Below are 26,078 nucleotides of genomic sequence, written 5' to 3' on the forward strand. Positions count from 1 at the left end.
TTCAGACGATTTTTGATGCTACAACCTGCCACACCTTCAGCCGATTGCAATGACGTTAAGGTATCAGTTTTGGTCGTAAAATTACTACATCACCATGTGCCAGACGAAGGTCGCATAGGACTCGCTCCCATGGAGGGCGTCATCGACGCTCATACCCGCGACCTGCTGACCCGACGCCCGGGCTTCGACTGGACCGTTACCGAGTTCGTCCGCGTGGTCGATGCCCGACTTCCGCCACGCGTCTTTACCAAGCACTGCCCGGAACTGCTGCTGCCCGAAGTCGCCACCCCCAGTGGCGTCACCGTACACCTGCAACTGCTGGGCTCCGACCTGGACGCCCTGGCCGCCAATGCGCGCCAGGCCTTGAGGCTCGGCGCCACCAGCCTGGACCTGAACTTTGGCTGCCCGGCCAAACTGGTCAACCGGCACGACGGCGGTGCCTCATTGTTGCGCAACCCGACTCGCCTCTTCCGTGCCGTGGACGCCGTGCACCGCGCCGTGGGCGACGCCATTCCGGTCACCGCCAAGATTCGCCTGGGCTTCTCCGACCGGCGCCTGGCCCTGACCTGCGCCCACGCGGCCGAAGACGGCGGTGCCACCCAGCTCGTCGTCCACGCCCGCACCCGAGACGAGGGCTACCGGCCGCCCGCGCACTGGGAATGGATCGGCCGAATTCGCGCCCGACTATCCATACCGGTAGTGGCCAACGGCGACATCTGGACCCTCGAAGACTACTGGAAGGCCCGCACGCTATCCGGCTGCCGCGACGTGATGCTCGGCCGCGGCGCCCTCGCCGACCCTGGGCTCGCGCCACGCATTCGGCATTGGCAGCGAACGGGGCAACGCTTGCCCGCCACCCCCTGGGCCGAAAGGGTCGAGATCCTGGACCAATATGCTGCGCTGCAGCGTAGCACATTACCGGCCAAAGTGGTGGTTTCACTACTAAAGCAGTGGATGAACCACATGCGCGCCCGGGATCCGGTGGCCGCCGAGACGTTCCAGCGGATACGCCGACTCACCGACCTCGACGAGTTTCTGGCCGGCCTGCACAGCACCACCTGCTCGCCAACCAACGCCTGATACGGCGCCAACTGCCAGGCATTCGACAGCCGAGCCAGGCACGCACCAGCCGAGCCAGGCAGCCGAGATTGATGCAAAGCGCGGGCATATATAGCAGACCTCCCCCCGGGCAGCGATACCTCAGTCGAGGATGCCGCCCGGCCACCGGGCCGACCACCCTCCCCCGCCACGACTCACCCGCCACGCGCCGCCGGTCCTCCGCCCCCGGCGACACAGGCCCTCCACTCCCGGCGACGCAGGGACCTGGGCGCGCCCACCCTTCGTGCATCAAGCGCCGTGACGCTTGACCTCCGCCCAGTCGATCGACGGGTCCCGACGGCCATGAGCACCCCCATAGGCCGCCCGCTCCGGTGATACCCAGCCCTCGAGACACGCCTTTTCGATGGCGAACACCTCGACGCCGAGCGGATGGCAGGTCTGCAACGGGTCCTTGGCCCCCGGCCCCCACAGATCGACCGACAGATCACCACCGGGACAGCAGGACAACGCGCACAGCAGGTCGATCTCGGCGAAGAACTCAAGATAGTCGCCGCGCCGCGCCGGGCACGCCTTCATGAAGTACCGATCGTCGTCGTTGAGGCCGGTGCACTGGAAGATATTGAGCACGTCATGAACATCGAACTCCGTCAGCCCCCACGGCGCCACCGCACGCACCAGGTTCGAGTGACAATGAAAATCGAAATCCTCACCGGTCAGCAGCCGGTTGACGTAAGGATCGCAACGGGTGCCGAGCAGATCATGCACACGCCCACCTTCGCCATCGACGCCATAGCCGGCCAGGGTGTCATCGATAATCGTCGCCATGGGACGCAGAAAAGGCAGAGTGGACCAGAGGCGATCGTAAGTACTGACGTGGGCACGCTGTAGCTGGCGTGTGCGCGAGGCCCACATGCGTTCACGCGGATCATGCAGGCTCCACATGTTGAAGTCGCCGACCTGGGCGCCCTCCACGATGGACACGCGAAACACCTGACCGGCCTTCACCGACCAGGCCAGGCCCTGACGAACGGGGACCCGATGACTGGCCACCAGATGGCGCGCCCCGGCGGCGCCACGCTGGGTCAAGGCATCGTAGAAGCGTGTGTCCACCTCCAGCGGCGACCCCCGGGTCGCCTGATAAGCGGCTGGCACTTTACTCATATCGCTCTCCGGCTGACAGCATGGTCTGAGGTTGCCCCGAGAACGGCCCACCTCGAGGCATTCCTGTCCCAGACTAGCCGAGACCCGAGCATTCGCCAGACCCCTACCACCGAGCCGGCGCCACAAGCGCTCCAGCGCCAACAGCCAGGCATAAAAAAGAGGCGTACATCGCGAGATGCACGCCTCAAACGATCGCGACCGGACGGCAAGACACCCCCTGGCCGGTCAGCAGAAATCGGTAAGTCATATAAAAGAACAGCAACAAACAGAAAACCCGTCCTCCTGAGAGGACGGGTTTGATATCTGGCGCGCCCGGGAGGATTCGAACCTCCGACCACCTGATTCGTAGTCAGGTACTCTATCCAGCTGAGCTACGGGCGCGTAGGCAAGAGACAATCCATTCAGATGCCAATTGCTGAGCGAAAACACCGACAGCGTCATGAATCGCCGCCTCTGTCTTCTGCAGACCTCAAGAAGTCGTGACAGGATGGCGCGCCCGGGAGGATTCGAACCTCCGACCACCTGATTCGTAGTCAGGTACTCTATCCAGCTGAGCTACGGGCGCATTTTCCTGCAGTACCTATCTTGCGGTCTTACCATGCCGACACACGATGCAACCCTTGACCCGGCTTGCATGGTGCTTGGCGGAGAGGGAGGGATTCGAACCCTCGATGAGGCTATAAACCCCATACTCCCTTAGCAGGGGAGCGCCTTCAGCCACTCGGCCACCTCTCCCTCGACGGCACGGTGCGTATCCTACCGTTATCCAAGGACATTGTCCAGCCCGATCGGAAAAAAACTCATCTCAGGCTGGCCATTGGCCATCAGGTGTCACCGTCACCGTCATGGCTACCGCTATCGGCCTTTTCGCGCTGAATCCGCTGATAGATCTCTTCGCGGTGAACCGCGACGTCCTTGGGCGCATTGACACCAATACGCACCTGATTTCCCTTTACCCCAAGCACGGTGACGGTAATGTCGTCACCGATCATCAGAGTTTCGCCGACGCGGCGTGTCAGGATGAGCATGACTGATCTCCTTCTCAGACCTGTAACGTGAGTCGCTTCACCGCCTGCAGGCAACGCCGGCAACCTAGCGCGCAGACATCCTTGGCGGGCGGCAACGGCCCATGACACCTGATTGTGCCGTTTAAGGGAAGCCCTTCTGAACATTTGTGAATGCAAGGCTCCCCTTTAAGCGTAGAACCTGTGCGCCGCGACGAGGAGCTTATTCGCTCTCGATATCCGACTTGTCGAGACCGAAGGCGGTGTGCAGAGCCCGTACGGCGAGTTCCATGTGCTTCTCATCGATGACCACGGAGATCTTGATTTCCGAGGTCGACACCATACGGATATTGACGTTCTCGTCCGCCAGGACGCGGAACATCTTGGAGGCAACGCCGGCATGCGAGCGCATGCCGACCCCCACCAGCGACACCTTGGCAATGTTGTCGTCGCCGCGCACTTCGCCACCACCCAGGTCAGGGATCACCTGCTCCTCGAGGATCCGCAGGGTCTGCTTGTAGTCGCCCTTGGCCACGGTGAAGGTAAAGTCAGTGTAGTCGCCGGCCGGGGCCACGTTCTGCACGATCATATCGATTTCGATATTGGCATCGGCGATCGGGCCGAGGATACGTGACGCCACACCCGGCACATCCGGGGTGTTGAGCAGGGTCAGCTTGGCTTCGTTGGCGGTGAAGGCGATACCGGAGATCAGCGGTTCTTCCATGGAATCCTCGTCTTGGTCAGAGTCTGCAACAATCAGGGTGCCGGGGCCGTCTTCGAAACTCGACAGCACGCGCAGCGGAACGTTGTACTTGCCGGCGAATTCCACCGCGCGAATCTGCAGCACCTTGGAACCGAGACTTGCCAGTTCCAGCATTTCCTCGACGGTGATGCTGGCCAGGCGCTGGGCCTTGGAGCAGACACGCGGGTCGGTGGTGTAGACGCCATCGACGTCGGTATAGATCTGGCATTCGTCGGCCTTGAGGGCGGCCGCCAAGGCAACACCGGTCGTGTCCGAGCCGCCGCGGCCAAGGGTGGTGATGTTGCCCTCTTCATCGACGCCCTGAAAGCCCGCCACCACGGCGACCTGGCCGGCGTCGAGATCCTCGCGGACATCATCGGTCTCGATACGCTGAATACGCGCCTTGGTGTGCGCACTATCGGTGCGAATGCCGACCTGAGAGCCGGTATAGGACGTCGCGGACACGCCGATCTTGTGCAGCGCCATGGTCAACAACGAAATGGTGACCTGCTCGCCGGTCGACACCAGCATGTCCATTTCCCGAGGGGTCGGTTCGTCGTTGATGTCGTTGGCGAGACCGATCAGGCGATTGGTCTCGCCGCTCATGGCAGACACCACCACCACGACCTGATGGCCCTGATCGCGAAAGCCCTTGACCTTCTCGGCCACGGCCTTGATGCGCTCTACCGAGCCCACCGATGTCCCACCGAACTTCTGTACGTATAGTGCCATATGCCGTCTTCCTCGCTCGTTGGACGTTATGCAATGAATGAAAACGCAAAGGCCTGACTGCCGCGTCAGGGGCAGAAAAAAGGGCCGGGGAGCCGTTGTCTCCCCGGCCCTCGCAGGGCTTAGAGTTTGGCGTCAAGCCAGGCCGGAACACTCGCCAGCGCCGCGGGCAAGGCGGCAGTATCGCTACCACCGGCCTGGGCCATATCGGCGCGACCACCGCCCTTGCCGCCGACCTGGCTGGCGACGTGATTGACCAGCTCACCGGCCTTGACCCGAGCGGTCAGGTCGTCGGTCACCCCGGCGATCAGGCTGACCTTGGCACCGGCCTCATCGGCCACCCCGAGCACCACGATGCCGGAACCAAGCTTGTTCTTTAACTGATCGAGAACGCCACGCAGCTCCTTGCCGGACACACCTTCTAGCTGGGTGGCGAGCACCTTGACGCCTTGAACATCGGTGGCATTGGCCAGCATGTCGCTACCGGCGGCACTGGCGAGCTTGGCCTTGAGGCGTTCGAGCTCCTTCTCGAGCCCGCGATTGCGCTCGAGCAGCGACTCCACCCGCTCCTCGACCTGTTCGGGCTTGGCCTTGAGCCTGTCGGCAACGCGAGCGACACGGGCCTCCTGCTCGGCGAAGTAGGCCAGGGCGCCCTCCCCGGTGATCGCCTCGATGCGCCGCACGCCGGCGGCGATGCCGCTCTCGGCAACGATATGAAAACAGCCGATATCGCCGCTGCGTGCCACGTGGGTGCCGCCACACAGCTCGATCGAGAAGTCGTCGGCGCCGATGGTCAACACGCGTACGCTATCGGCGTACTTGGCCTCGAACAGGGCCGCGGCCCCTTTCTCCTTGGCCTCGTCCAGGGTCATGGTCTGGGTCAGCGTCGGCGCATTGGCCAGGACCTGCTCGTTGACCAGGCGCTCGACTTCCGTCAACTGCGCGGCGGTCATGGCCTCGAAGTGGCTGAAGTCAAAGCGCAGGCGCTCCGGCGTCACCAGCGAGCCCTTCTGCTGCACGTGATCGCCCAGCACCATGCGCAAGGCCTTGTGCAACAAGTGGGTTGCCGAATGGTTGCGCACGGTGGCACCACGCAGACTCGCATCGACGCGAGGAGTCACCTCGGCGCCAACCTCGAGCCCCCCCTCAAGCAGCATGCCCTGATGCAGATGGTGGCCCGACTGCTTCTGGGTCGTCTTGACCAGGAAACGCCCACCCGGCAGCTCCAGGTACCCGCTGTCACCGATCTGACCACCGGATTCGCCGTAGAACGGGGTGCGATCGAGCACCACCACCGCCGCCTGCTCGACCGCGAGTGACGCCAGCGCATTACCCTCGGTGTCGAACAGCCCCACGACCCTGGCGCTGTCCTCGAGACGATCGTAGCCGGTGAAGTCGGTATGGCCATCCAGCTCGATGGCGGTACCGTACTCGGCGCCGAACTGACTGGCCGCACGGGCACGCTGGCGCTGAGCCTCCAGCTCGCGCTCGAAGCCGGCCTCATCCAGTGCCACGCCGCGCTCACGGCAGACATCGGCGGTCAGGTCGTAGGGGAAGCCATAGGTGTCATAGAGCTTGAAGATGGTCTCGCCGGGCAGCGTATCGCCGGACAGCTTGGCCAGGGCGTCGTCGAGCAGCCCCATGCCGTGATCCAGGGTCCGCGCAAACTGTTCTTCTTCCTTGAGCAGTACTCGCTCGATCTGCTCGCGGGCCTGACGCAGCTCCGGGTAGGCTGCGCCCATCTCGGCGTCGAGCGCCGCCACCAGACGGTGGAAGAACGTGCCTTCGGCACCGAGCTTGTGACCATGACGGATGGCGCGACGGATAATCCGCCGCAACACATAGCCACGCCCCTCATTGGAGGGCAAGACACCGTCTGCCACCAGGAAGGCGCAGGAACGGATATGGTCGGCGATGACGCGTAGCGACGGCGCGCCCAGATCCCGGTGCCCGGTCGCGTCAGACGCGGCCTTGAGCAGGTTCTGGAACAGGTCGATCTCATAGTTTGAATGCACGCCCTGCATCACCGCGGCAATCCGCTCGAGCCCCATGCCGGTATCGATCGACGGCTTCGGCAGCGGGTTCAGCGTGCCGGCACTGTCACGGTCGAACTGCATGAACACGAGGTTCCAGATCTCGATGTAACGATCGCCGTCCTCCTCGGGGCTACCGGGAGGGCCGCCCCAGACCTCGGGACCATGATCGAAGAAGATCTCGGAGCTCGGGCCACAGGGGCCGGTATCGCCCATCTGCCAGAAGTTGTCTTCATCGAGCTTGGAGAAGCGTGCCGGGTCGATGCCCATCTCGTCTTTCCAGATACGCTCGGCCTCGTCATCGCTGATATGCACGGTGACCCACAGCTTCTCCTTCGGCAGCCCCAGCACCTCGGTCAAGAAGGTCCAGGCGAAGCCGATCGCCTCGCGCTTGAAGTAATCGCCGAAGCTGAAATTGCCGAGCATCTCGAAGAAGGTGTGATGGCGGGCGGTGTAGCCGACGTTGTCCAGATCGTTGTGTTTGCCGCCGGCGCGCACGCAGCGCTGAGACGACGTCGCTCGCACGTAGTCGCGCGGATCACGGCCCAGAAACACGTCCTTGAACGGCACCATCCCGGCGTTGGTAAACAGCAGTGTCGGGTCATTGCCCGGCACCAGGGAGCTGGACGGGACGCGAGTATGGCCGTGTTCTTCGAAGTAACTCAGAAAGGCCTGTCTGATGTCTGCGCTTTTCATGAAATATCCGTGGCGATGAGCGAAGGACGCGTCTGGCCGACGGCGCCGCTGACGAGGCGCGCCGGCCGCCCCTCGGCGCTGAAACTCAGGCCGCGAGACGGTCGCAAAGAAGGCCATTATAACGTAGTTGTCAAGCGACTAAAGTCCCAGATGCCGGCGGCGCCACGATTGACCACCGCGGCTCGCTCGCCTTGCCCGCTCGCACAGCCGTGCCATTGACGTCCCCGGGAGTGCGGCTGGACGCCCGTTAGCGCCGTCGCGCCTCCGGGCACCGCGCCCCTCGAACGATCGCTGTATTAGCTCTCAACGGTAATGGCGGCTAATCGGCCGCCATGGCCACCCGCACCTGATCGAATTCGAAACCGCGCCCGGCCAGAAACCGCTCCCGGCGGGCGCGCTCGCGAGGCGCCAGAGGCGTCGCGTCACCCGCGCCGAAGCGCCGTTCCAGGACCTTCCGGGCGAGCTCGCACCAGTCGACGCCTTCCTCCCGCGCCACATCGGCCAGGGCGTCAGACGCCAGGCGCCGCTCGATGCCTCGGCCACCAAGGTCGGCGAGAATCTTGACCGGCCCCTGGCCACGCGTCAGCCGCGAGCGCACAAAGCTCTCGGCGAAGCGCTCGTCGCTCTGCAGGTCGAGGTCGGCCAGGCGAGCCAGGGTGTCCACGATGACGTCGGCGGCATGGCCCTTCGTGGCCAGGCGCTGGCTAAGCTCCTGCCGGGAGTACTCGCGGCGCGCCAGTAGGCGCACCGCGTCTTCCCGCGGGTCGCGTCGATCGGGGTCGCTTGGCAGCGATGACATGATCAGCCTCCTTGGAAAGATGTCCGACAAACGCATCGGGCCCCGTAGACGGGGCCCGATGATCATGGCGCGGCGTAGCGATAAGGATCGCTGCCAGTGGTTACAGCAGGTCGTCGCCCAGATCATCGCCTGCCGGGACTTCGGCCGCCGCGGCGTCCTTGGCGTCCTTGTCATCCTTTTTCGGCTCCGGCTGGGTCAGCAATTGGGCACGAATCTGGGTCTCGATCTCCTCCATCACCTGGGGGTTATCCTCGAGAAACTGGGCCGCATTGGCCTTGCCCTGCCCGATCTTGTTGCCCTGATAGCTGTACCAGGCACCGGCCTTGTCGACCAGCTTGCACTGCACTCCCAGATCGACGACCTCACCGGCATGATAGATGCCCTTGCCATACAGGATCTGGAACTCGGCCTGACGGAATGGCGGCGCCACCTTGTTCTTGACCACCTTGACCCGGGTCTCGTTACCGGTCACCTCATCGCCCTGCTTGACCGAGCCGGTGCGACGGATATCCAGACGCACGCTGGCATAGAACTTGAGCGCGTTGCCGCCGGTGGTGGTTTCGGGGCTACCGAACATGACACCGATCTTCATCCGGATCTGGTTGATGAACACCACCATGCAGTTGGCGTTCTTGATGTTGCCGGTGATCTTGCGCAGGGCCTGGGACATCAAACGGGCCTGGAGGCCGACGTGGGAGTCGCCCATCTCGCCTTCGATCTCGGCTCGCGGCGTCAGCGCTGCCACGGAGTCGATGATGATGACGTCGACGCCGCCGGAGCGTACCAGCATGTCGCAGATTTCGAGCGCCTGCTCACCGGTGTCGGGCTGCGACACCAGCAGGTCGTCGAGGTTGACGCCAAGCTTCTCGGCGTAGCTCGGATCGAGGGCGTGCTCGGCGTCGATGAAGGCGCAGGTCTTGCCGGCCTTCTGCGCCTGAGCGATCACCGACAGGGTCAGGGTGGTCTTGCCCGAGGACTCCGGACCGAAGATCTCGACCACGCGCCCGTAGGGCAGACCGCCGATGCCAAGGGCGATATCCAGCCCCAGGGAGCCTGTCGATACCGACGGCATGACCACTCGCGGGGCGTCCCCGAGCCGCATCACCGTGCCCTTGCCGAACTGGCGGTCGATCTGGGAGAGGGCGGCGTCCAGCGCCTTGCTGCGATTGTCGTCCTTCGCCATGAAAGGAAGCTCCTGTGAGTGGTGTCGATGACGTGCGTGGTTGGTGGGCGTGGGAACCGATCGTCTGAGCCGCCTGAGCCGCCTGAGCCGCCTGAGCCGCCTGAGAAAGCGAGCAGCACACAACCACTGTATGACTGAACAGTAGTATGACGAAAAAAACCGCCGCCGACTAGCCCTTGCCGACTCGCAGAGTCTCCGGCCCTCGCGCGTCAGGCCATCTCGGCCATATGGCACGCCCGCTTGCATTGCCGCCGATGCGTCACGGCCCCCGCGCTCCTCCAATAGGCGATCAGGAGACAGTCTAGAGGCACGCCCCGACGCGGGGTCAAGCGCTGGCGGCAAGCGCTGGCGGCAAGCGCTGGCGGCAAGCGCTGGCGGCAGGCGCCGAGCTAGCGGCTCGACAATCGAGAGATCAACCCCTCGAGCGCAATGACTACCGCCTGGCGGCGAATCCGCTGCCGATCCCCCGCGAGATGATGGCATTCGGCCCAGGTCCGCTCACCGTCGGCCCAGGCAAACCAGACGGTCCCGACCGGCTTGGTGGGCGTACCGCCCCCCGGGCCCGCCACGCCACTGATGGCGACACCGAAGCGAGCGCCGCTGTCGGCACAGGCACCGCTGACCATGGCTTCGACCACCTCACGGCTCACCGCGCCATGCGCGTCGAGCAGTTCGGCAGAGACGCCCAGCAGACGTCGTTTGGCGCCGTTAGCGTAGGTGACGTAGCCGGTTTCGAAATAGGCCGAACTGCCGGCGACATCGGTGATGGCGGCGGCCACCCCTCCCCCGGTGCAAGACTCCGCTGCGGTGACGTAGACACCGTGGTCAAGACACAGGGCACCCAGCCGCCGGGACAGCGCCTCGATAGGGTCTGCAGTGGCGACGGGGCTTTCCCCGGCGCGCGGATCGACAGGCATCGCGACCGCTCCTTACCGGGGGCAAGACCTAGGCTCGCGCCCCCGTGACAAGACATGTTGACAGTGGTGGCACCGCGCCCCGGGCCGGAGGCCGCGTTGCATCGGCACCGACCAGACGAGAGAACGCCCACGGCGACTGACACCGCCGTGGGCGAGAGCCGTGTGAGAGCAACCCTGTGCGAGAACCCCTGTGCGAGACACCCTGTGCAAGACGCCCTGCGGTGGCGGTGCACCACGGTGGGTGATCGCCAGCCTGCTCTCACCGCGGGGCGGACCTGCTCTCACCGCGGGACCGGCCTCAGCGACGAGCGATAATCCAGACCGCGTGGACGATACCTGGAATGTAGCCCAGCAGGGTGAGCAGGATGTTCAGCCAGAAATGCAGCCCGAAGCCCACCTGAAGAAACACCCCGACCGGGGGAAGCAAGATGGCGAGAATAATGCGAATGACATCCATGAACCGTCTCCTTGTGTGCAAGTCTCTAAGGTGCGTCTCGTTGGCGACCACCGCGGCAAGGACAAGCGCCCTGCGACGGGCGTAAGGTCAGGCCCCTATCCTGGACCGGCGGCGTTACGACGGCTATTGCACCGGGCAGATAACACCGTTTCTGCACATTCTAGCCGTGCCCGGTATCCAGCACCGTGGCATGCCTACGACAACGTCCGGAACCGGTTGGTTTCTCCCTTACAAATAATGCCTAACCGCGCCAAACGAGAGTCCGTGCATAGCATATGCATAAAGCGCTGACGTTGTCGTCATCGATCGCGCCCGGGTACAGAGCGCCCCTCGGGCCATGGTATGCTGGCGCACATTGGTCGACGCCCGCCAGCCAGCCTCCCGGCGAGTCAGCGGTGCCTTCGCCACGCGGCCAGCGCCTGCCCTTTTTTGTCTCATCAGCACGGAATCGCCCATCCCCCATGAACGACATGGCCAAGCCCAGCGCCCCCAGCCATACGCCCATGATGCATCAGTACCTCAAGATCAAGCGCGAGCATCCCGAGGTGCTGCTGTTCTATCGCATGGGCGACTTCTACGAGCTGTTCTTCGATGATGCCAAGCGCGCCTCGAAACTCCTCGACATCACCCTGACCCAACGCGGCCAGTCTGCCGGCAAGCCCATCCCCATGGCGGGAATTCCCTACCATAGCGCCGAGGGCTACCTGGCACGCCTGGTCACCGCCGGCGAGTCCGTGGCGATCTGCGAGCAGATTGGCGACCCGGCGACGTCCAAGGGCCCGGTGGAGCGCAAAGTGGTGCGCATCATCACCCCGGGAACCCTGTATGACGAGGCCCTGCTCGACGCCCGACGCGACAACCTGCTGGTAGCCCTGGCACCCTGTGGCGAGCGTATTGGCCTGGCCTGGCTCGAGCTGTCCAGCGGTCGCTTCAGCCTGCTCGAGGTGGACAACGACAGCGAAATGCTGGCCGAGCTTACCCGCCTCGACCCGGCCGAGCTGCTGGTGCCGGAAAGCCAGGCACTGCCACCGTCCCTTGCCGAGCGTCGCGGCCTGCGTCGCCAGAGCGACTGGCTGTTCGACAGCGAAAGCGCCACCCGGGTACTGTGCGACCAGTTCGGCGTCCAGGACCTGCGCGGCTTTGGCTGTGCCCACCTGGCGGCGGCGATCATCGCCGCCGGCGTGCTGGTGGACTATGCCCGCGACACCCAGCGCAGCGCCCTTCCCCATGTCACGTCCCTCGGCGTCGAGAACCGCGACGACGCCGTGGTCATCGATGCCGCCAGCCGACGCAACCTGGAAATCGACATCAACCTCGGTGGCACCGCTGACAACACCCTGGCCAGCGTCCTCGACACCACCACCACGGCCATGGGGTCCCGGCTGCTCAAGCGTTGGCTGAACCGCCCGCTGCGCGACCGCAGCCTGGTCCAGGGACGCCAGGCGGCCGTGGCCTTGCTGCTCGACCGAGAGGGTTTCGAGCCCCTGCGCGAGGAACTCAAGGCCATCGGCGACGTCGAGCGCATCCTGGCCCGAGTGGCATTGCGCAGCGCCCGCCCCCGCGATCTCGCTCGCCTGCGCGATGCCCTTGTCGCGCTGCCGACCCTGAAGACAGAGCTCGCCACCTTCGACACCGGAACGGCTCTCGATGACCTGAAACACCACATTCGCCCGTACCCCGAGACCAGTGACACCCTGAACCGCGCGCTCCAGGACAACCCGCCGGTGGTGATCCGCGATGGCGGCGTGATCCGCGACGGCTTCGACAGCGAACTCGACGAGTACCGCGGGCTCGCCGAACACGCCGGCGACTACCTGATCAAGCTCGAAACGCGAGAGCGCGAACGCACGGGGCTTGCCGGACTCAAGGTCGGCTACAACCGTGTCCACGGCTACTTTATCGAGATCCCGAGGGCCCAGGCCAAGGAGGCCCCGGTCGACTACATCCGACGCCAGACACTGAAGAACGCCGAACGCTTCATCATTCCCGAGCTCAAGGAGTTCGAGGACAAGGCCCTGTCGGCAAAGTCCCGGGCCCTGGCCCGCGAAAAGCTGCTGTACGACAGCTTGCTGGACGGCCTGAACGCCGAGCTGGCCGCACTGCAAGCCACCGGCGGTGCACTGGCGGCCCTCGATGTGCTCTGTGCACTGGCCGAGCGCGCCAGGGCACTGGACTTCGTCCGCCCCACCCTGACCGAGACCCCCGGGCTCGATATCGTCGGCGGACGCCACCCGGTCGTCGAGCACGTCAGCGATGGGCCCTTCGTGCCCAACGATCTGCGCATGGACGACGACCGGCGCATGCTGGTGATCACCGGGCCCAACATGGGCGGTAAATCGACCTACATGCGCCAAGCGGCGCTGATCACCCTACTCGCCCACACCGGCAGCTTCGTACCTGCCGACAGCGCGAATGTCGGCCCGATCGATCGGATCTTCACCCGCATCGGCTCGAGCGATGACCTGGCCGGCGGACGCTCGACCTTCATGGTCGAGATGACCGAGACCGCCAATATCCTGCACAACGCCACCGACCACAGCCTGGTGCTGATGGATGAGATCGGCCGCGGCACCAGCACCTTCGACGGCCTGTCACTGGCCTGGGCTAGCGCCGAGCACCTGACCCGTACCCGGGCCTTCACCCTGTTCGCCACGCACTACTTCGAGATGACAGCGCTGGCCGACCAGGCCCAGGGCGTCACCAACGTCCACTTGACCGCCGCCGAGCACAACGACGGCATCGTCTTCATGCACCGCGTCGAGGACGGCCCCGCCAGCCAGAGCTACGGCCTCCAGGTGGCGCAACTCGCTGGCGTGCCTCAGGCCGTCATCGCCAGGGCTCGGACCAAGCTTTCGGCGCTGGAGCAGCAGGAGGTCGACCAGCCTCGCCATCGTGTCGAGGACGCCGCCCCCGCCCCTCAGCAGGCCGACCTGTTCGCCAGCGCACCGCACCCGTTGGTGGAGCGGCTCGGCGAGCTCGCCATCGACGACCTGACCCCGCGTGAAGCCCTGGCGCTGCTGTACGAATGGCGCGCGACGCTGTAATAGCGCAGCCTCCGCCGCGGCCGGCCGCAGCCACCGCTTGCCCCCGGCCCGGCGGCAAGACTAGAATGTGGCCCCAAAGGACCGTGAATTATAAGAAAGCCATTTGCTTATAACTTTTATGCGCAGTCGTCTCATCCCGGTTGCGCCCTCATCGAGGCCCCTGACGGCCTGACGAGACCGCAGCGACAGGCCTTTCGCCTGCCACAGCGCTTACCATCAACGACGTGAGAGGCCGGCAGTGATCCGGCCCGAGGAAGGGAGACTGGCATGACATTCGTCGTCACCGAAAACTGCATCAAGTGCAAGTACACCGACTGTGTCGAGGTCTGCCCGGTGGACTGCTTCTACGAGGGTCCCAACTTCCTGGTGATCCACCCCGACGAATGCATCGACTGCGCCCTGTGCGAGCCGGAGTGTCCCGCCGAGGCGATCTACTCGGAAGACGAGCTACCGGAAGGTCAGGAGCAGTTTATCGAGATCAATGCGGAACTCTCCGAGGTGTGGCCCAACATCACCGAGAAGAAAGACCCGCCGGCGGATGCCGAAGATTGGGACGGCAAGCCGGGCAAGATGGAGCAACTCGAGCGCTGATCGCCACGCCCGAGCATGCCCCCACGCCGCCGTGCCCCTCGAGGCACGGCGGCGTTCGCTTGTGTGGCCGCCGCGCTTGAGTCACGCCGCCGGGGCACCCAACCACACGAGCAAAGAGTCGCGGCCCGGCAATGCGCCCTAGAGCAGCCCAAGACAGACGGCTCAGAGACAGCCAGCCCGGAAACAAACGGCTCAGAGACAGCCGGCCCGGAGACAGACGGCTCAGAGACAGCCGGCCCGGAGACAGACAGAGACAGACAGCCGGCCCCGGGGGGGCGAAACAAGAGCGAGCCGAGGCATGGCACGACGACATGGCATGGCGCCACCCTAGACCGGGCGGGAGCGCTGGATGGACAGTGCCGCCACGCTGGCAGCTCCGGCTATCACGCACATAGCACTCGCACAGCACTCATAAATCACGGGCACAAAAAAAGGCGGCCCGTAGGCCGCCCGCTCCAAGCATGTCCTTGAGCGGTTCCTTCCGCTCGACTCCCTGAGTGACCTCCTTGCCCAGAAGCGACGTCCTGTCGCACCAAGCGCACTCATGACTCGCATCCCAAATCGCATCCCTGAATCAAGGGCGTCGCATCCATTCGGCACCTCGCTGACGAGGTAACCACACCCCCGACCTTCACGACGGAACGAGACATCCGTGACCCGAAGCGTCGTCTCCCTGAAGGCGGAGTCGGCCGTATCCCTCCTGGACGCTGCCGCGAAGCTTGACCACTCCCTGATTCATGGCTGTCATTCTGGCAGTTTCCGCGGGCATCTCAAGCGGGCCCTATCGAATGACGGATATAACACGCAACAAGCGAATATAACAAAATCACTTTAATATCATTCACTTAAAAGAAACCCGCGAAAAAATCGCGGGTTTCTTTACGCACGAAATAGCCGATGTCTTCGTGTACTTGTAGTCAATCTCCTACAAAAAAGAGCGACATAGGCAACACCGTTCGCTTATCTATCAGGGGTACAGTCCCTATCTATAAGGGTTACTGCCCCTTGATAGCGCTGCGCCCCGGATAGGCGACCCGGTCGCCAAGATCCTGCTCGATGACCAGCAGACGGTTGTACTTGGCCACCCGGTCACTGCGGCACAGCGATCCGGTCTTGATCTGACCCGCCGAGGTGCCCACGGCCAGGTCGGCGATGGTGGTGTCCTCGGTCTCACCGCTACGGTGAGAAATGACCGCCGTGAAGCCCGCATCCTGCGCCATGCGAATGGCATCCAGGGTCTCGGATAGCGAACCGATCTGGTTGAACTTGATCAGAATCGAATTGCCGATCTTCTCGTCGATACCACGCTTGAGTATCTTGGTGTTGGTCACGAACAGATCGTCACCGACCAGCTGAACCTTGTCGCCAAGCTTGTCGGTCAGGTCCTTCCATCCCGCCCAGTCGGACTCGTCCATGCCATCTTCGATGGAAACGATGGGGTACTCGCCCGCCAGCTCGACCAGGTAGTCGGCAAAGCCTTCGCTGGTGAAGCTCTTGTCTTCACCGGCCAGCACGTACTTACCGTCCTTGTAGAACTCGCTGGAGGCACAGTCGAGTGCCAGGGTGACGTCCTTGCCGAGCGCGTAGCCGGCATCGCTGACGGCCTGCTTGATCACCGCAAGGGCCTCGGCGTTGGACTCGAGGTTCGGTGCGAAACCACCCTCATCACCCACGGCGGTGGCGAGACCACGCGCGGACAGCACCTTCTTCAACGCATGGAAGATCTCGGCGCCGACGCGCAGCCCCTCGCGAAAGCTTGAGACGCCCACCGGCTGGATCATGAACTCCTGAATGTCGACGTTGTTGTCGGCATGCTCGCCACCGTTGAGGATGTTCATCATCGGCACCGGCATCAGGTACTGGCCCGGCTGGCCATAGAGTTCGGCAATGTGGGCGTAGAGCGGCACGCCCTTGGCGTTGGCGGCCGCCTTGGCGGCAGCCAGGGACACCGCCAGGATGGCATTGGCGCCCAGGTTTTCCTTGTTCTCGGTGCCATCGAGCTCGAGCATGGCGTCATCGAGACCACGCTGGTCGCGCGCGTCCATGCCGACCAGGCGCTCACGGATCTTGCCATTCACCGCCTCGACGGCCTTCAACACGCCCTTGCCGAGGTAGCGCCCCTTGTCGCCGTCACGCAGTTCCAGGGCCTCACGCGAGCCCGTGGAGGCACCACTCGGCGCACAGGCGCTGGCCGTGGCACCGCTCTCGAGGCGGACTTCGGCCTGCACGGTGGGGTTACCCCGAGAGTCCAGCACCTCGAGGGCACGAATATCGACGATCTTGGTCATGTTCTTCGTCCTATTGTGTGTCTAGCGTGAATGAAAGCGTGACGTGACTAGCGGACGAACGCCATACGGCATCCGCCGTAGGCGCCTCGATGCATCAGAGACGATGACGAGTCAGCTAATCTCGATGGATGGCAGCCCCTTGATCAGATCATCGAGCGCTTTTATCTGACGCAGGAAGGGCTCGAGTTTATCAAGCGGAAGGGCACAGGGTCCGTCGCATTTTGCCGAATCAGGATCCGGGTGTGCCTCCAGGAACAGCCCTGCGATGCCCACCGCAACACCGGCGCGGGCCAGATCGAGCACCTGGGCGCGGCGACCATCGGCACTGTCGGCGCGGCCACCGGGGCGCTGCAATGCATGGGTGACATCGAACAGCAGCGGAAAGCCGGTCGCCTTCATCTCGCCGAAGCCGAGCATGTCCACCACCAGATTGTTATAGCCGAAGCTCGAGCCGCGCTCGCACAGCAGGATCCGCTCGTTGCCGGCCTCCTGGAACTTGCTGATGATGTGGCGCATCTCATGGGGCGCCAGGAACTGCGGCTTCTTGACGTTGACCACGGCGCCGGTCTCGGCCATCGCCACCACCAGGTCGGTCTGACGGGCCAGGAACGCCGGCAGCTGAATGACGTCGGCCACTTCGGCGGCGGGTGCGGCCTGGGCGGGCTCATGCACATCGGTGATGATCGGCACCCCGAAGCGTTCCTTGACCTCGGCGAGGATCTCGAGGCCATCGACCAAGCCGGGCCCGCGAAACGAATGGATCGAGCTACGGTTGGCCTTGTCGAAGCTGGCCTTGAACACGTAAGGGATACCGAGCTTCTCGGTCACCTCGACGTAGGCCTCGGCGACCTCCAGGGCCATCTGCCGCGACTCGAGCACGTTCATGCCAGCGAACAGCACCAGCGGCAATGAATTGCCGGCCCTGAGGCCGGCAAATTCGATGTCGTGCGAGAGGTGAGTCATAGTCATCACTCCTGATGCGCGGCCTGGGCGCGAGTCCGTTTCGCCTTGTGCGCCAGGGCCGCATTGACGAAGCCGGTGAACAACGGATGGCCATCACGCGGCGTGGAGGTGAACTCCGGGTGAAATTGGCAGGCGACGTACCAGGGATGCTCCGGCAGCTCGATCATCTCTACCAGCGAGTTATCGACGCTGCGCCCGGACACCACCAGACCGGCCTTCTCGAGGTCGTCGACGAACTGGTTGTTGACCTCGAAGCGATGGCGATGACGCTCGACGATCAGGTCGTCGCCGTAGGCTTCGCGGGCCCGCGTGTCCTTGCCAAGACGGCACTCCTGCCCCCCCAGCCGCATGGTACCGCCGAGATCAGAGGCCGCATCACGCAACTCGATCTTGCCTTCCGGGGAAAGCCACTCGGTGATCAACCCGACCACGGGGTGCTGGGTGTCGTGGGTGAACTCGGTGGAATTGGCATCGGCCCAGCCGGCGATATGGCGGGCGAACTCGATCACGGCCACTTGCATGCCCAGACAGATGCCGAGGTACGGGATATCGTTCTCGCGGGCGAAACGAGCGGTGGCAATCTTGCCTTCCACGCCGCGCTCACCGAAGCCGCCCGGCACCAGGATCGCGTCCTTGCCCGCCAGTCGCTCGGTACCATGACGCTCGATGTCTTCGGAGTCGATGTAGTCGACATTGACCTTGATCCGCGTCTGAATCCCGGCGTGGATCAGGGCTTCGTTGAGCGACTTGTAGGCATCGAGCAGCTCCATGTACTTGCCGACCATGGCGATGTTGATCGACTTCAACGGGTTGAGCTTGGCGTCGAGCACCTTGACCCACTCGCTGAGATCGGCTTCATCGGCCTCGAGACGCAGCTTGTCGCAGACGATCTCGTCGAGACCATGCTCATGGAGCATCAGCGGAATACGATAAATGGTATCGGCATCCTGCAGCGGCACCACCGCACGCTCTTCGACGTTGGTGAACAGGGCGATCTTGCGACGCTCGGTCTCCTCGAGCTCGACCTCGCTGCGGCAGATCAGGATATCCGGCTGGATACCGATGGAACGCAATTCCTTCACCGAGTGCTGGGTCGGCTTGGTCTTGGTTTCACCGGCGGTCTGGATATAGGGCACCAGCGTCAGGTGCATGAAGATGGCGCGGCTGGCGCCGAGTTCGCTGCGGATCTGACGAATCGACTCCAGAAACGGCAGTGACTCGATATCGCCGACGGTGCCGCCGATCTCGACCAGGGCGACGTCGAAGCCTTCACCGCCTTCGTAGACGCGGCTCTTGATCTCGTCGGTGATGTGCGGAATGACCTGCACGGTGCCGCCCAGGTAGTCGCCGCGGCGCTCCTTGCGCAGCACGTTCTCGTACACCCGCCCGGTGGTAAAGTTGTTGGACTGGGTCATCTTGGTGCGGATAAAGCGCTCGTAGTGACCCAGATCCAGATCGGTCTCCGCCCCATCCTCGGTGACGAACACCTCGCCGTGCTGGAACGGGCTCATGGTGCCCGGATCCACGTTGATGTACGGGTCGAGCTTGAGCATGGTGACCTTGAGGCCGCGGGCCTCGAGAATCGCCGCCAGCGAGGCCGACGCGATGCCCTTGCCAAGAGAGGACACAACGCCGCCGGTCACGAAGATATATCGTGTCATGGAGAACCTGTCGAAACGTGATCGGTAGGCACGGCAGGAAGCCGCGCCAGGATGGGACGACAGACTAGCAGATATCGACTAAAGGCTCAATTTCAGCGTACCGCATGCCACTAACCCCCTACGCGGCGCCTGCCCTTGGAGGCAAGCGCCGACGAAGGTCTAGGCACCGAATACCGCCTAGACCTCGAGATAGTCGAGAATTCCTTCGCCCGCCTGGCGTCCCTCGAAGACCGCGGTCACCACCAGATCGGAGCCGCGCACCATGTCACCCCCGGCGAAGATCTTCTCGTTGGTCGTCTGGAAGGCGTAGGCGCCATGCTCGGGCGCCTTGACGCGGCCCCGCTCATCGACCTCGATACCGACGGTCTCGAACCAGGGCGCGGGGCTCGGCTGGAAGCCGAAGGCGATGACCACGGCGTCCGCCGGGAGGATCTCCTCGGAGCCCGGCACCACCTCGGGACGCCGACGGCCGTTCTCGTCGGCTTCGCCAAGGCGCGTGCGCACCACCTTGACGCCCTCGACGCGCTCTTCGCCAATCACCGCTACCGGCTGACGATTGAACAGGAATTCGACGCCTTCCTCGCGGGCATTGGCCACCTCGCGCTTGGAGCCCGGCATATTGGCCTCGTCACGACGATAGGCACAGGTGACTTCCCGGGCGAGCTGACGAATCGCGGTGCGGTTGCAGTCCATGGCCGTATCGCCGCCACCCAGGACCACCACCCGCTGGCCCTTGAGCGACACGAAGTCGTCGGGATTCTTCTCGAAGCCCAGACGGTGGTTGACGTTGGCGATCAGGTAATCGAGGGCCTTGTAGACGCCCGGAAGGTCTTCGCCCGGAAAGCCCCCTTCCATATACGTGTAGGTGCCCATGCCGAGGAACACGGCGTCGTAGTCTGCCATCAGCTCAGCGAAGGCGATGTCCTTGCCGATCTCGATGCCGAGACGAAACTCCACGCCCATTTCCTCGAAGACCGCACGCCGCCGCTCCATCACCGTCTTCTCGAGCTTGAACTCGGGAATCCCGAAGGTCAGCAGCCCACCGATCTCCTGGTACTTGTCGAACACCACCGGACGCACGCCGTTACGCACCAGAATGTCGGCACAGCCAAGCCCGGCCGGCCCCGCCCCGATGATCGCGACCTTCTTGTCGGTCCAGGTCACCTGGCTCATGTCGGGGCGCCAGCCCATGGCGAAGGCGGTATCGGTGATGTACTTCTCCACCGAGCCGATGGTCACCGCACCGAAACCGTCGTTCAGCGTGCAGTCACCCTCGCACAGGCGATCCTGGGGACACACGCGGCCGCACACTTCGGGCAGTGAATTGGTGCGGTGCGAAAGCTCCGCCGCCTCGAGAATGTTGCCCTCGCTGACCAGCTGCAGCCAGTTGGGAATATAGTTGTGCACCGGGCACTTCCACTCGCAGTACGGGTTGCCGCAGTGCAGACAACGATGGGCCTGGCTTGCCGCATCGTTGGCCTTGTAGGGTTCATAGATCTCGGCGAACTCGCGCGCCCGGGTGTGTGCGGGCTTTTTCTGCGGGTCCTGACGGCCGACGTCGATGAACTGAAAGTCATTGCTCAAACGCTTTGCCATGTGGTTTCTCCTGCCTTGTTCGGGACGCCGTCGGGCTTACTCGGGCTGACGCGTGGACTGAGCGAGCAGGCCACTGAGGCTCGCCGCCTTGGGCTTCACCAGCCAGAAATGGCGGACGAAGTCGCTGAAGTCCTCGAGGATCGCGCGGCCACGTTCGGAGCCTGTCTCCGCCACGTACTCCTCGATGGTCTCCCTCAGGTGTCGCCGATAGGCTTCCATGGCCTCGGTATTGACGCGATGGATCTCCACCAGCTCATGGTTGTACTTGTCGACGAAGGTGCGGTCCTCATCGAGCACATAGGCGAAGCCGCCCGTCATGCCAGCGCCGAAGTTGACCCCGGTCTCGCCGAGCACGCAGATCATGCCGCCGGTCATGTACTCGGCGCAGTGATCGCCGGCCCCTTCGATCACGGCATGGGTGCCGGAGTTGCGCACGCCGAAACGCTCGCCGGCAGTGCCCGCGGCGAACAACTTGCCACCGGTGGCCCCATACAGGCAGGTATTGCCGATGATCGCCGTCGTGTGGCTCTCGAACTGGCTGCCCCGCGGCGGCACGATGACCAGCTTGCCGCCGTTCATGCCCTTGCCGACATAGTCGTTGGCATCCCCTTCCAGGTACAGGTGCAGGCCACGGGCGTTCCACACCCCGAAGCTCTGCCCCGCCACGCCGCGAAAACGCGCGGTGACCGGCGCATCCTCGAGCCCGGCCTCGCCGTAGCGCTTGGCGATGGCACCGGAGACCAGAGCGCCCACCGAACGATCGCAATTGGTGATAGTGAACGACTCGTCGGCCCCGCTCCTGCTCTCGATAGACGCCGCCAGGGCGTCCAGCACTTCCTTGTTCTTGGCCCCCGGATCATGGGGCACATTGCGACTGACCGTACAGAACTGCGGGGCATCGGCCGGCACATGGTCGTTGCCGAGCAGCGGCGACAGATCGAGCTTGCGCTGGGAGGCGGTCACCCCCTCGAACGCCTCGAGCAGGTCGGTGCGTCCGATCAGGTCGGTCAACTTGCGCACGCCGACCATGGCCATCAGTTCGCGCACTTCCTCGGCGATGAAGCGGAAGTAGTGCTTGACCATGTCGACGGTGCCACGGAAGTGCTCGTCGCGCAGGTACTGCATCTGAGTGGCGACGCCGGTGGCGCAGTTGTTCAGGTGACAGATGCGCAGGTACTTGCAGCCCAGCGCCACCATCGGTGCCGTGCCGAAGCCGAAGCTCTCGGCGCCGAGAATAGCCGCCTTGACCACGTCCAGACCGGTCTTCAGGCCACCATCGGTCTGCAGGCGAATCTTGTCGCGCAGGCCGTTGATACGCAGCGCCTGGTGGACCTCGGGCAGGCCCAGCTCCCAGGGCGACCCGGCGTGCTTGATCGAGGTCAGGGGACTGGCCGCGGTGCCACCGTCATAGCCGGACACCGTGATCAGATCGGCATACGCCTTGGCCACGCCGGTGGCGATGGTGCCGATGCCCGGCTCGGAGACCAGCTTCACCGAGACCTGGGCCTCCGGATTGACCTGCTTCAGGTCGAAGATCAGCTGCGCCAGGTCCTCGATGGAGTAGATATCGTGGTGCGGCGGCGGGGAAATCAGCGTCACTCCCGGCACCGCGTAACGCAACCGCGCAATCAGCTCATTGACCTTGCCGCCAGGCAACTGGCCACCCTCGCCGGGCTTGGCCCCCTGGGCGACCTTGATCTGCAGCACCTCGGCATTGACCAGGTAGGCCGGCGTGACGCCGAAGCGGCCCGAGGCGATCTGCTTGATCTTGGAGCTTCTGATGGTGCCGTAACGGGACGGATCCTCTCCGCCTTCGCCGGAATTGGAGCGTCCGCCCGCTTCGTTCATGGCCTGGGCCAGGGCCTCGTGGGCTTCCGGCGACAGCGCACCGAGCGACATGCCGGCGCTATCGAAGCGCGGCAGCAGATCTTCCACCGCCTCGACGTCGTCGAGCGGTAGCGCCTCGGCGGCCGGCTTGAGCCTCAACAGGTCACGAATGGTCGCCGGGTCACGACCATTGACCAGCTCGGCAAAATGCTTCCACTTGGCGTAATCGCCTTCCTGCACCGCCTCCTGCAGCGACTTCACCACATCCGGGTTGTAGGCGTGGTACTCGTGGCCGTGGACGTACTTCATCAGGCCGCCCTGGGACATGCCCTTGCGTGGCAGCCAGGCATCCTTGGCCAGCGCCTGCTGCTGGAGCTGAATCTCGTTGAAGCCGGTGCCCTGGATGCGTGAGGCCATGCCGGTGAAGCACAGGTCCATGACATCCGACGACAGGCCCACGGCCTCGAACAGCTGCGAGCCCCGGTAGGATGCCAGCGTCGAGATCCCCATCTTGGACAGAATCTTGAACAGGCCTTTCTGCAGGCCCTTGCGGTAGTTCTCACGGGTATCCGCCGGATTGCCGGACAACTCACCGGTGCGATGCATGTCGGCCATGACCTGGTACGCCAGCCACGGATAGACGGCGGTGGCACCGACGCCGAACAGCACGGCCATCTGGTGGGCGTCGCGAGCGTAGCCGGTCTCGACCACCAGGTTGACCCGCGGGCGCAGCGCCAGGCGTCCAAGGTGGTGGTGAACCGCGCCCACGGCTAGCGCCGCGTGAATCGGCACCTGTCCCTTGGGCAGGTCGGCGTCGGTCAACACCAACAGGACCTTGTCGTCATGGACGGCCGCCTCGGCGCGCTGGCACAGATCGAGCAGCGCGGCCTTCAGGCCGACCGCCTCGGGGTCATAGCCCAGCGACAGGGTCAGGCTGGCGAAGGCCGGATCGTCCTGGGTGACCAGGGCGGTAAACTTGCGCGGCGATAGCACCGGGGTCGTCAGGATGATGCGGTGGGCATGCTCGGGCGTCGCCTTGAACACGTTGCGTTCGGCGCCGATGCAGGTCTCCAGCGACATCACGATGGCTTCGCGCAGCGGATCGATGGCCGGGTTGGTGACCTGGGCAAACTTCTGACGGAAGTAGTCGGTCAGCAGGCGGTGCTTGCCCGACAGCACGGCCATGGGCGTATCGTCACCCATCGACCCGACGCCTTCCTGGCCACTCTCACCGAGGGGCCGCAAGATCTGGTCACGCTCCTCGAAGCTGACCTGGAACATTTTCTGCTGGACCTTGAGCGCGTCGGCATCCATGGACTGGAAGGCCGCAAGCTCGGTCAGCGCCGATTCCAGGAAGTTGGCCTGCTCCTTGAGCCAACGCTTGTAGGGGTACGCCGACTTCAGCCGCGCATCGATATCCGCGGTGTGCAACACCTCGCCGGTCTCGGTGTCCACGGCCAACAGCTGCCCCGGTCCGACACGCCCCTTGGCGACAACGTCTTCGGGCTGGTAGTCGTAAGTACCGATCTCCGAGGCCAGGGTGATGAACCCGTTTTTGGTGATCACCCAACGCGCGGGGCGCAGGCCGTTACGATCGAGCATGCACAGTGCCTGGCGACCGTCGGTCATGACCACGCCGGCGGGGCCATCCCACGGCTCCACGTGCATGGAGTTGTACTCATAGAAGGCGCGCAGGTCGCTGTCCATGATCTCGACGTTCTGCCACGCCGGCGGCACCATCATGCGTACCGCCCGGTGCAGTTCCATGCCACCGGTCAGCAACACTTCAAGCATGTTGTCCATGCTCGAGGAATCGGAGCCGGTGGTGTTGACGATTTCGTCGAGCCTGGCGATGTCGGGCACCCGCTCGCTGACGAAGTTTTCCTTGCGCGAGTTGGCCCAGCCGCGGTTGGCCTCGATGGTGTTGATCTCACCATTGTGGGCGAGCAGGCGGAAGGGCTGGGCCAGCGGCCAGCGCGGCGCCGTGTTGGTCGAGAAGCGCTGATGGAAGACGCAGATCGCGGTTTCCAGGCGCTCGTCACCGAGGTCCTTGTAGAACGCCGGCAGATCCACCGGCATGACCAGCCCTTTATAGGAAACCACGTCACTCGACAGTGAGCAGACGTAGAAATCGGGCTCGCCGGCGAGCGCCTGCTCGGCCAGCCGGCGGGCCATGAACAGGGACACGTCGAAGGGTTCTTCCCCCGCCCCTGGCTCGACGAACAGCTGCCGAATGCGCGGCAGGCAGTCCAGTGCCATAGGGCCACAGACGCTCGGGTCGACCGGCACGTCGCGCCAGCCGAGAAACCTGAGTCCACGCTTGTGAAGCTCGCCCTCGACGGTGGCACGGGCAGCGGCCTCGCGCTCGTCGTCGTCGGGCAGAAAGATGACGCCAACCGCGAAGCGCTCGCCGAGTTCTGCGCCCAGCGCCTCACTCGCCACCTGACGCATGAACCCCTCGGGCATCTTGAGCAGCAGACCACAGCCGTCGCCGGTCTTGCCGTCGGCGGCGATGCCGCCTCGATGGGTCATGCAGGTCAGGGATTCGATGGCCGTGGCCAACAGTTCGTGGCTGGCCTGACCCTCCATGTGGGCGATAAGGCCGAACCCGCAATTGTCACGGAACTCGCCGGGCTGATGAAGACCTTGGTTCATGGGCGCGCCTCAGATGAAAGTATTGTGTTCACAGCAATTACGCGATATTGTTATCGGTTTTTCTTTTCATTTAGCCCTACTTAGGGCCTCGCTCGCTGCGCGAAAAAAGGCCCCCAAGCATAGCCACTGCGCCACCCTTCGCGCAATCACCTGGCGATCACGCCTGCGTAAAAAAACGCCGTAAATCCGATGCTTGCACAAACGTTCAAGAAAAAAATCTTCTTTCGTCAACCACTTGGAAGAATTTTCCAACAAGACGTGAACCGCATTTCCATCCATTAGACTTTGGTCGCAAAAACTGTCGACACCCCATGCCGATCAGGCATATCGCATGCAGATCCATGCTTATGCCGACATGCAAGCACGGCCCAGTGCGAGTTCCGGCGCACCACGAAGGGCGAGTTCCGGCGCACCACAAAGCACGGGGTCCGGCGTGCCACAAAGCACGAGCTCCGGCGCACCACAAAGGGCGAGTTCCGGCGCGCCTTAGAATGCGGGGTTTGGCGCACCGCGAACTACCCGCAAGCCCCACCGCTCGCCGACTGTCGCCATCCGCACATGACAAGCCGAACCGAACCGACGCCGACACGGAGATCGAGCCCGAAACGATGGCCGATGCAGCGATCGCCTTCGAGCGGTCGTGTCACCGGCGCAGCCGCCGCCACAACGCACA

The 26,078-nt window shown here is 64.0% G+C and carries 16 protein-coding genes and 3 tRNA genes; 3 read left to right on the forward strand and 16 right to left on the reverse strand.

The window, feature by feature from the left end; all coding sequences use genetic code 11:
- Positions 1-129: 129 nt before the first annotated feature.
- Complete coding sequence (locus ACUN9Y_RS04880) at positions 130-1,080, forward strand: tRNA dihydrouridine synthase (protein WP_445459565.1); 951 nt, start codon at positions 130-132, stop codon at positions 1,078-1,080.
- Positions 1,081-1,347: 267 nt separating this feature from the next.
- On the opposite strand, the gene ACUN9Y_RS04885 is transcribed toward ACUN9Y_RS04880, so the two are convergent.
- The 11 genes from ACUN9Y_RS04885 to ACUN9Y_RS04935 all read right to left on the reverse strand — a co-directional run bounded on the left by ACUN9Y_RS04885 (position 1,348) and on the right by ACUN9Y_RS04935 (position 10,780).
- A complete protein-coding gene (locus ACUN9Y_RS04885; protein WP_445459566.1) occupies positions 1,348-2,220 on the reverse strand; it encodes an urea carboxylase-associated family protein in 873 nt (290 codons plus the stop codon).
- Positions 2,221-2,524: 304 nt separating this feature from the next.
- Positions 2,525-2,601: transfer RNA gene (locus ACUN9Y_RS04890), tRNA-Arg, on the reverse strand.
- Positions 2,602-2,708: 107 nt separating this feature from the next.
- Positions 2,709-2,785 (reverse strand) — tRNA-Arg (locus tag ACUN9Y_RS04895).
- Positions 2,786-2,862: 77 nt separating this feature from the next.
- Positions 2,863-2,955, reverse strand: a tRNA-Ser gene (locus ACUN9Y_RS04900).
- 89 nt (positions 2,956-3,044) lie between these two features.
- Positions 3,045-3,248, reverse strand: coding sequence for a carbon storage regulator CsrA (csrA, locus tag ACUN9Y_RS04905; protein WP_445459567.1), 204 nt, complete (start codon positions 3,246-3,248; stop codon positions 3,045-3,047).
- Positions 3,249-3,447: 199 nt separating this feature from the next.
- On the reverse strand, positions 3,448-4,698 hold the full coding sequence (locus ACUN9Y_RS04910; protein WP_445459568.1) for an aspartate kinase: 1,251 nt from the start codon (positions 4,696-4,698) through the stop codon (positions 3,448-3,450).
- Between the two features lie 119 nt (positions 4,699-4,817).
- Positions 4,818-7,424 (reverse strand): alanine--tRNA ligase, encoded by a 2,607-nt coding sequence (gene alaS, locus ACUN9Y_RS04915; RefSeq protein WP_445459569.1) that lies wholly within the window; start codon positions 7,422-7,424, stop codon positions 4,818-4,820.
- Positions 7,425-7,743: 319 nt separating this feature from the next.
- Positions 7,744-8,223, reverse strand: a complete 480-nt coding sequence (locus tag ACUN9Y_RS04920) for a regulatory protein RecX (RefSeq protein WP_445459570.1) — start codon at positions 8,221-8,223, stop codon at positions 7,744-7,746.
- A 100-nt stretch (positions 8,224-8,323) separates the two neighbouring features.
- Positions 8,324-9,406 (reverse strand): recombinase RecA, encoded by a 1,083-nt coding sequence (recA, locus tag ACUN9Y_RS04925; RefSeq protein ID WP_445459571.1) that lies wholly within the window; start codon positions 9,404-9,406, stop codon positions 8,324-8,326.
- A gap of 389 nt (positions 9,407-9,795) precedes the next feature.
- On the reverse strand, positions 9,796-10,323 hold the full coding sequence (locus ACUN9Y_RS04930; RefSeq protein WP_445459572.1) for a CinA family protein: 528 nt from the start codon (positions 10,321-10,323) through the stop codon (positions 9,796-9,798).
- 298 nt (positions 10,324-10,621) lie between these two features.
- Positions 10,622-10,780 (reverse strand): YqaE/Pmp3 family membrane protein, encoded by a 159-nt coding sequence (locus tag ACUN9Y_RS04935; RefSeq protein WP_021819908.1) that lies wholly within the window; start codon positions 10,778-10,780, stop codon positions 10,622-10,624.
- Between the two features lie 461 nt (positions 10,781-11,241).
- Here ACUN9Y_RS04935 and mutS point away from each other — a divergent pair, with 461 nt between their 5' ends.
- Both mutS and fdxA read left to right on the forward strand, forming a co-directional pair.
- Complete coding sequence (mutS, locus tag ACUN9Y_RS04940; protein ID WP_445459573.1) at positions 11,242-13,824, forward strand: DNA mismatch repair protein MutS; 2,583 nt, start codon at positions 11,242-11,244, stop codon at positions 13,822-13,824.
- Positions 13,825-14,091: 267 nt separating this feature from the next.
- Positions 14,092-14,415 carry a ferredoxin FdxA gene (gene fdxA, locus ACUN9Y_RS04945; protein WP_445459574.1) on the forward strand — a complete coding sequence of 108 codons (324 nt, stop codon included), beginning with the start codon at positions 14,092-14,094 and terminating at the stop codon, positions 14,413-14,415.
- A 995-nt stretch (positions 14,416-15,410) separates the two neighbouring features.
- Here the strand turns inward: fdxA and eno are convergent.
- From eno to gltB, 5 genes are all read right to left on the reverse strand, one after another.
- Positions 15,411-16,703, reverse strand: a complete 1,293-nt coding sequence (gene eno, locus ACUN9Y_RS04950) for a phosphopyruvate hydratase (RefSeq protein ID WP_445459575.1) — start codon at positions 16,701-16,703, stop codon at positions 15,411-15,413.
- 111 nt (positions 16,704-16,814) lie between these two features.
- Positions 16,815-17,666 (reverse strand): 3-deoxy-8-phosphooctulonate synthase, encoded by an 852-nt coding sequence (gene kdsA / locus ACUN9Y_RS04955; RefSeq protein WP_445459576.1) that lies wholly within the window; start codon positions 17,664-17,666, stop codon positions 16,815-16,817.
- 5 nt (positions 17,667-17,671) lie between these two features.
- On the reverse strand, positions 17,672-19,327 hold the full coding sequence (locus tag ACUN9Y_RS04960; protein ID WP_445459577.1) for a CTP synthase: 1,656 nt from the start codon (positions 19,325-19,327) through the stop codon (positions 17,672-17,674).
- 177 nt (positions 19,328-19,504) lie between these two features.
- Positions 19,505-20,923 (reverse strand): FAD-dependent oxidoreductase, encoded by a 1,419-nt coding sequence (locus tag ACUN9Y_RS04965; protein WP_445459578.1) that lies wholly within the window; start codon positions 20,921-20,923, stop codon positions 19,505-19,507.
- A gap of 36 nt (positions 20,924-20,959) precedes the next feature.
- Positions 20,960-25,405, reverse strand: a complete 4,446-nt coding sequence (gene gltB / locus ACUN9Y_RS04970; RefSeq protein ID WP_445459579.1) for a glutamate synthase large subunit — start codon at positions 25,403-25,405, stop codon at positions 20,960-20,962.
- Positions 25,406-26,078 lie beyond the last annotated feature (673 nt).

The sequence above is a fragment of the Halomonas sp. V046 genome (assembly GCF_052645355.1).

Bases quoted from the DNA above. Each gene is read 5' to 3' on its own strand.
- eno (WP_445459575.1), bottom strand. From the start codon at position 16,703: ATGACCAAGATCGTCGATATTCGTGCCCTCGAGGTGCTGGACTCTCGG.
- ACUN9Y_RS04965 (WP_445459578.1), bottom strand. From the start codon at position 20,923: ATGGCAAAGCGTTTGAGCAATGACTTTCAGTTCATCGACGTCGGCCGT.
- ACUN9Y_RS04885 (WP_445459566.1), bottom strand. From the start codon at position 2,220: ATGAGTAAAGTGCCAGCCGCTTATCAGGCGACCCGGGGGTCGCCGCTG.
- ACUN9Y_RS04960 (WP_445459577.1), bottom strand. From the start codon at position 19,327: ATGACACGATATATCTTCGTGACCGGCGGCGTTGTGTCCTCTCTTGGC.
- recA (WP_445459571.1), bottom strand. From the start codon at position 9,406: ATGGCGAAGGACGACAATCGCAGCAAGGCGCTGGACGCCGCCCTCTCC.
- mutS (WP_445459573.1), top strand. From the start codon at position 11,242: ATGAACGACATGGCCAAGCCCAGCGCCCCCAGCCATACGCCCATGATG.
- ACUN9Y_RS04910 (WP_445459568.1), bottom strand. From the start codon at position 4,698: ATGGCACTATACGTACAGAAGTTCGGTGGGACATCGGTGGGCTCGGTA.
- kdsA (WP_445459576.1), bottom strand. From the start codon at position 17,666: ATGACTCACCTCTCGCACGACATCGAATTTGCCGGCCTCAGGGCCGGC.
- gltB (WP_445459579.1), bottom strand. From the start codon at position 25,405: ATGAACCAAGGTCTTCATCAGCCCGGCGAGTTCCGTGACAATTGCGGG.
- ACUN9Y_RS04920 (WP_445459570.1), bottom strand. From the start codon at position 8,223: ATGTCATCGCTGCCAAGCGACCCCGATCGACGCGACCCGCGGGAAGAC.
- csrA (WP_445459567.1), bottom strand. From the start codon at position 3,248: ATGCTCATCCTGACACGCCGCGTCGGCGAAACTCTGATGATCGGTGAC.
- ACUN9Y_RS04930 (WP_445459572.1), bottom strand. From the start codon at position 10,323: ATGCCTGTCGATCCGCGCGCCGGGGAAAGCCCCGTCGCCACTGCAGAC.
- ACUN9Y_RS04880 (WP_445459565.1), top strand. From the start codon at position 130: ATGGAGGGCGTCATCGACGCTCATACCCGCGACCTGCTGACCCGACGC.
- alaS (WP_445459569.1), bottom strand. From the start codon at position 7,424: ATGAAAAGCGCAGACATCAGACAGGCCTTTCTGAGTTACTTCGAAGAA.
- fdxA (WP_445459574.1), top strand. From the start codon at position 14,092: ATGACATTCGTCGTCACCGAAAACTGCATCAAGTGCAAGTACACCGAC.
- ACUN9Y_RS04935 (WP_021819908.1), bottom strand. From the start codon at position 10,780: ATGGATGTCATTCGCATTATTCTCGCCATCTTGCTTCCCCCGGTCGGG.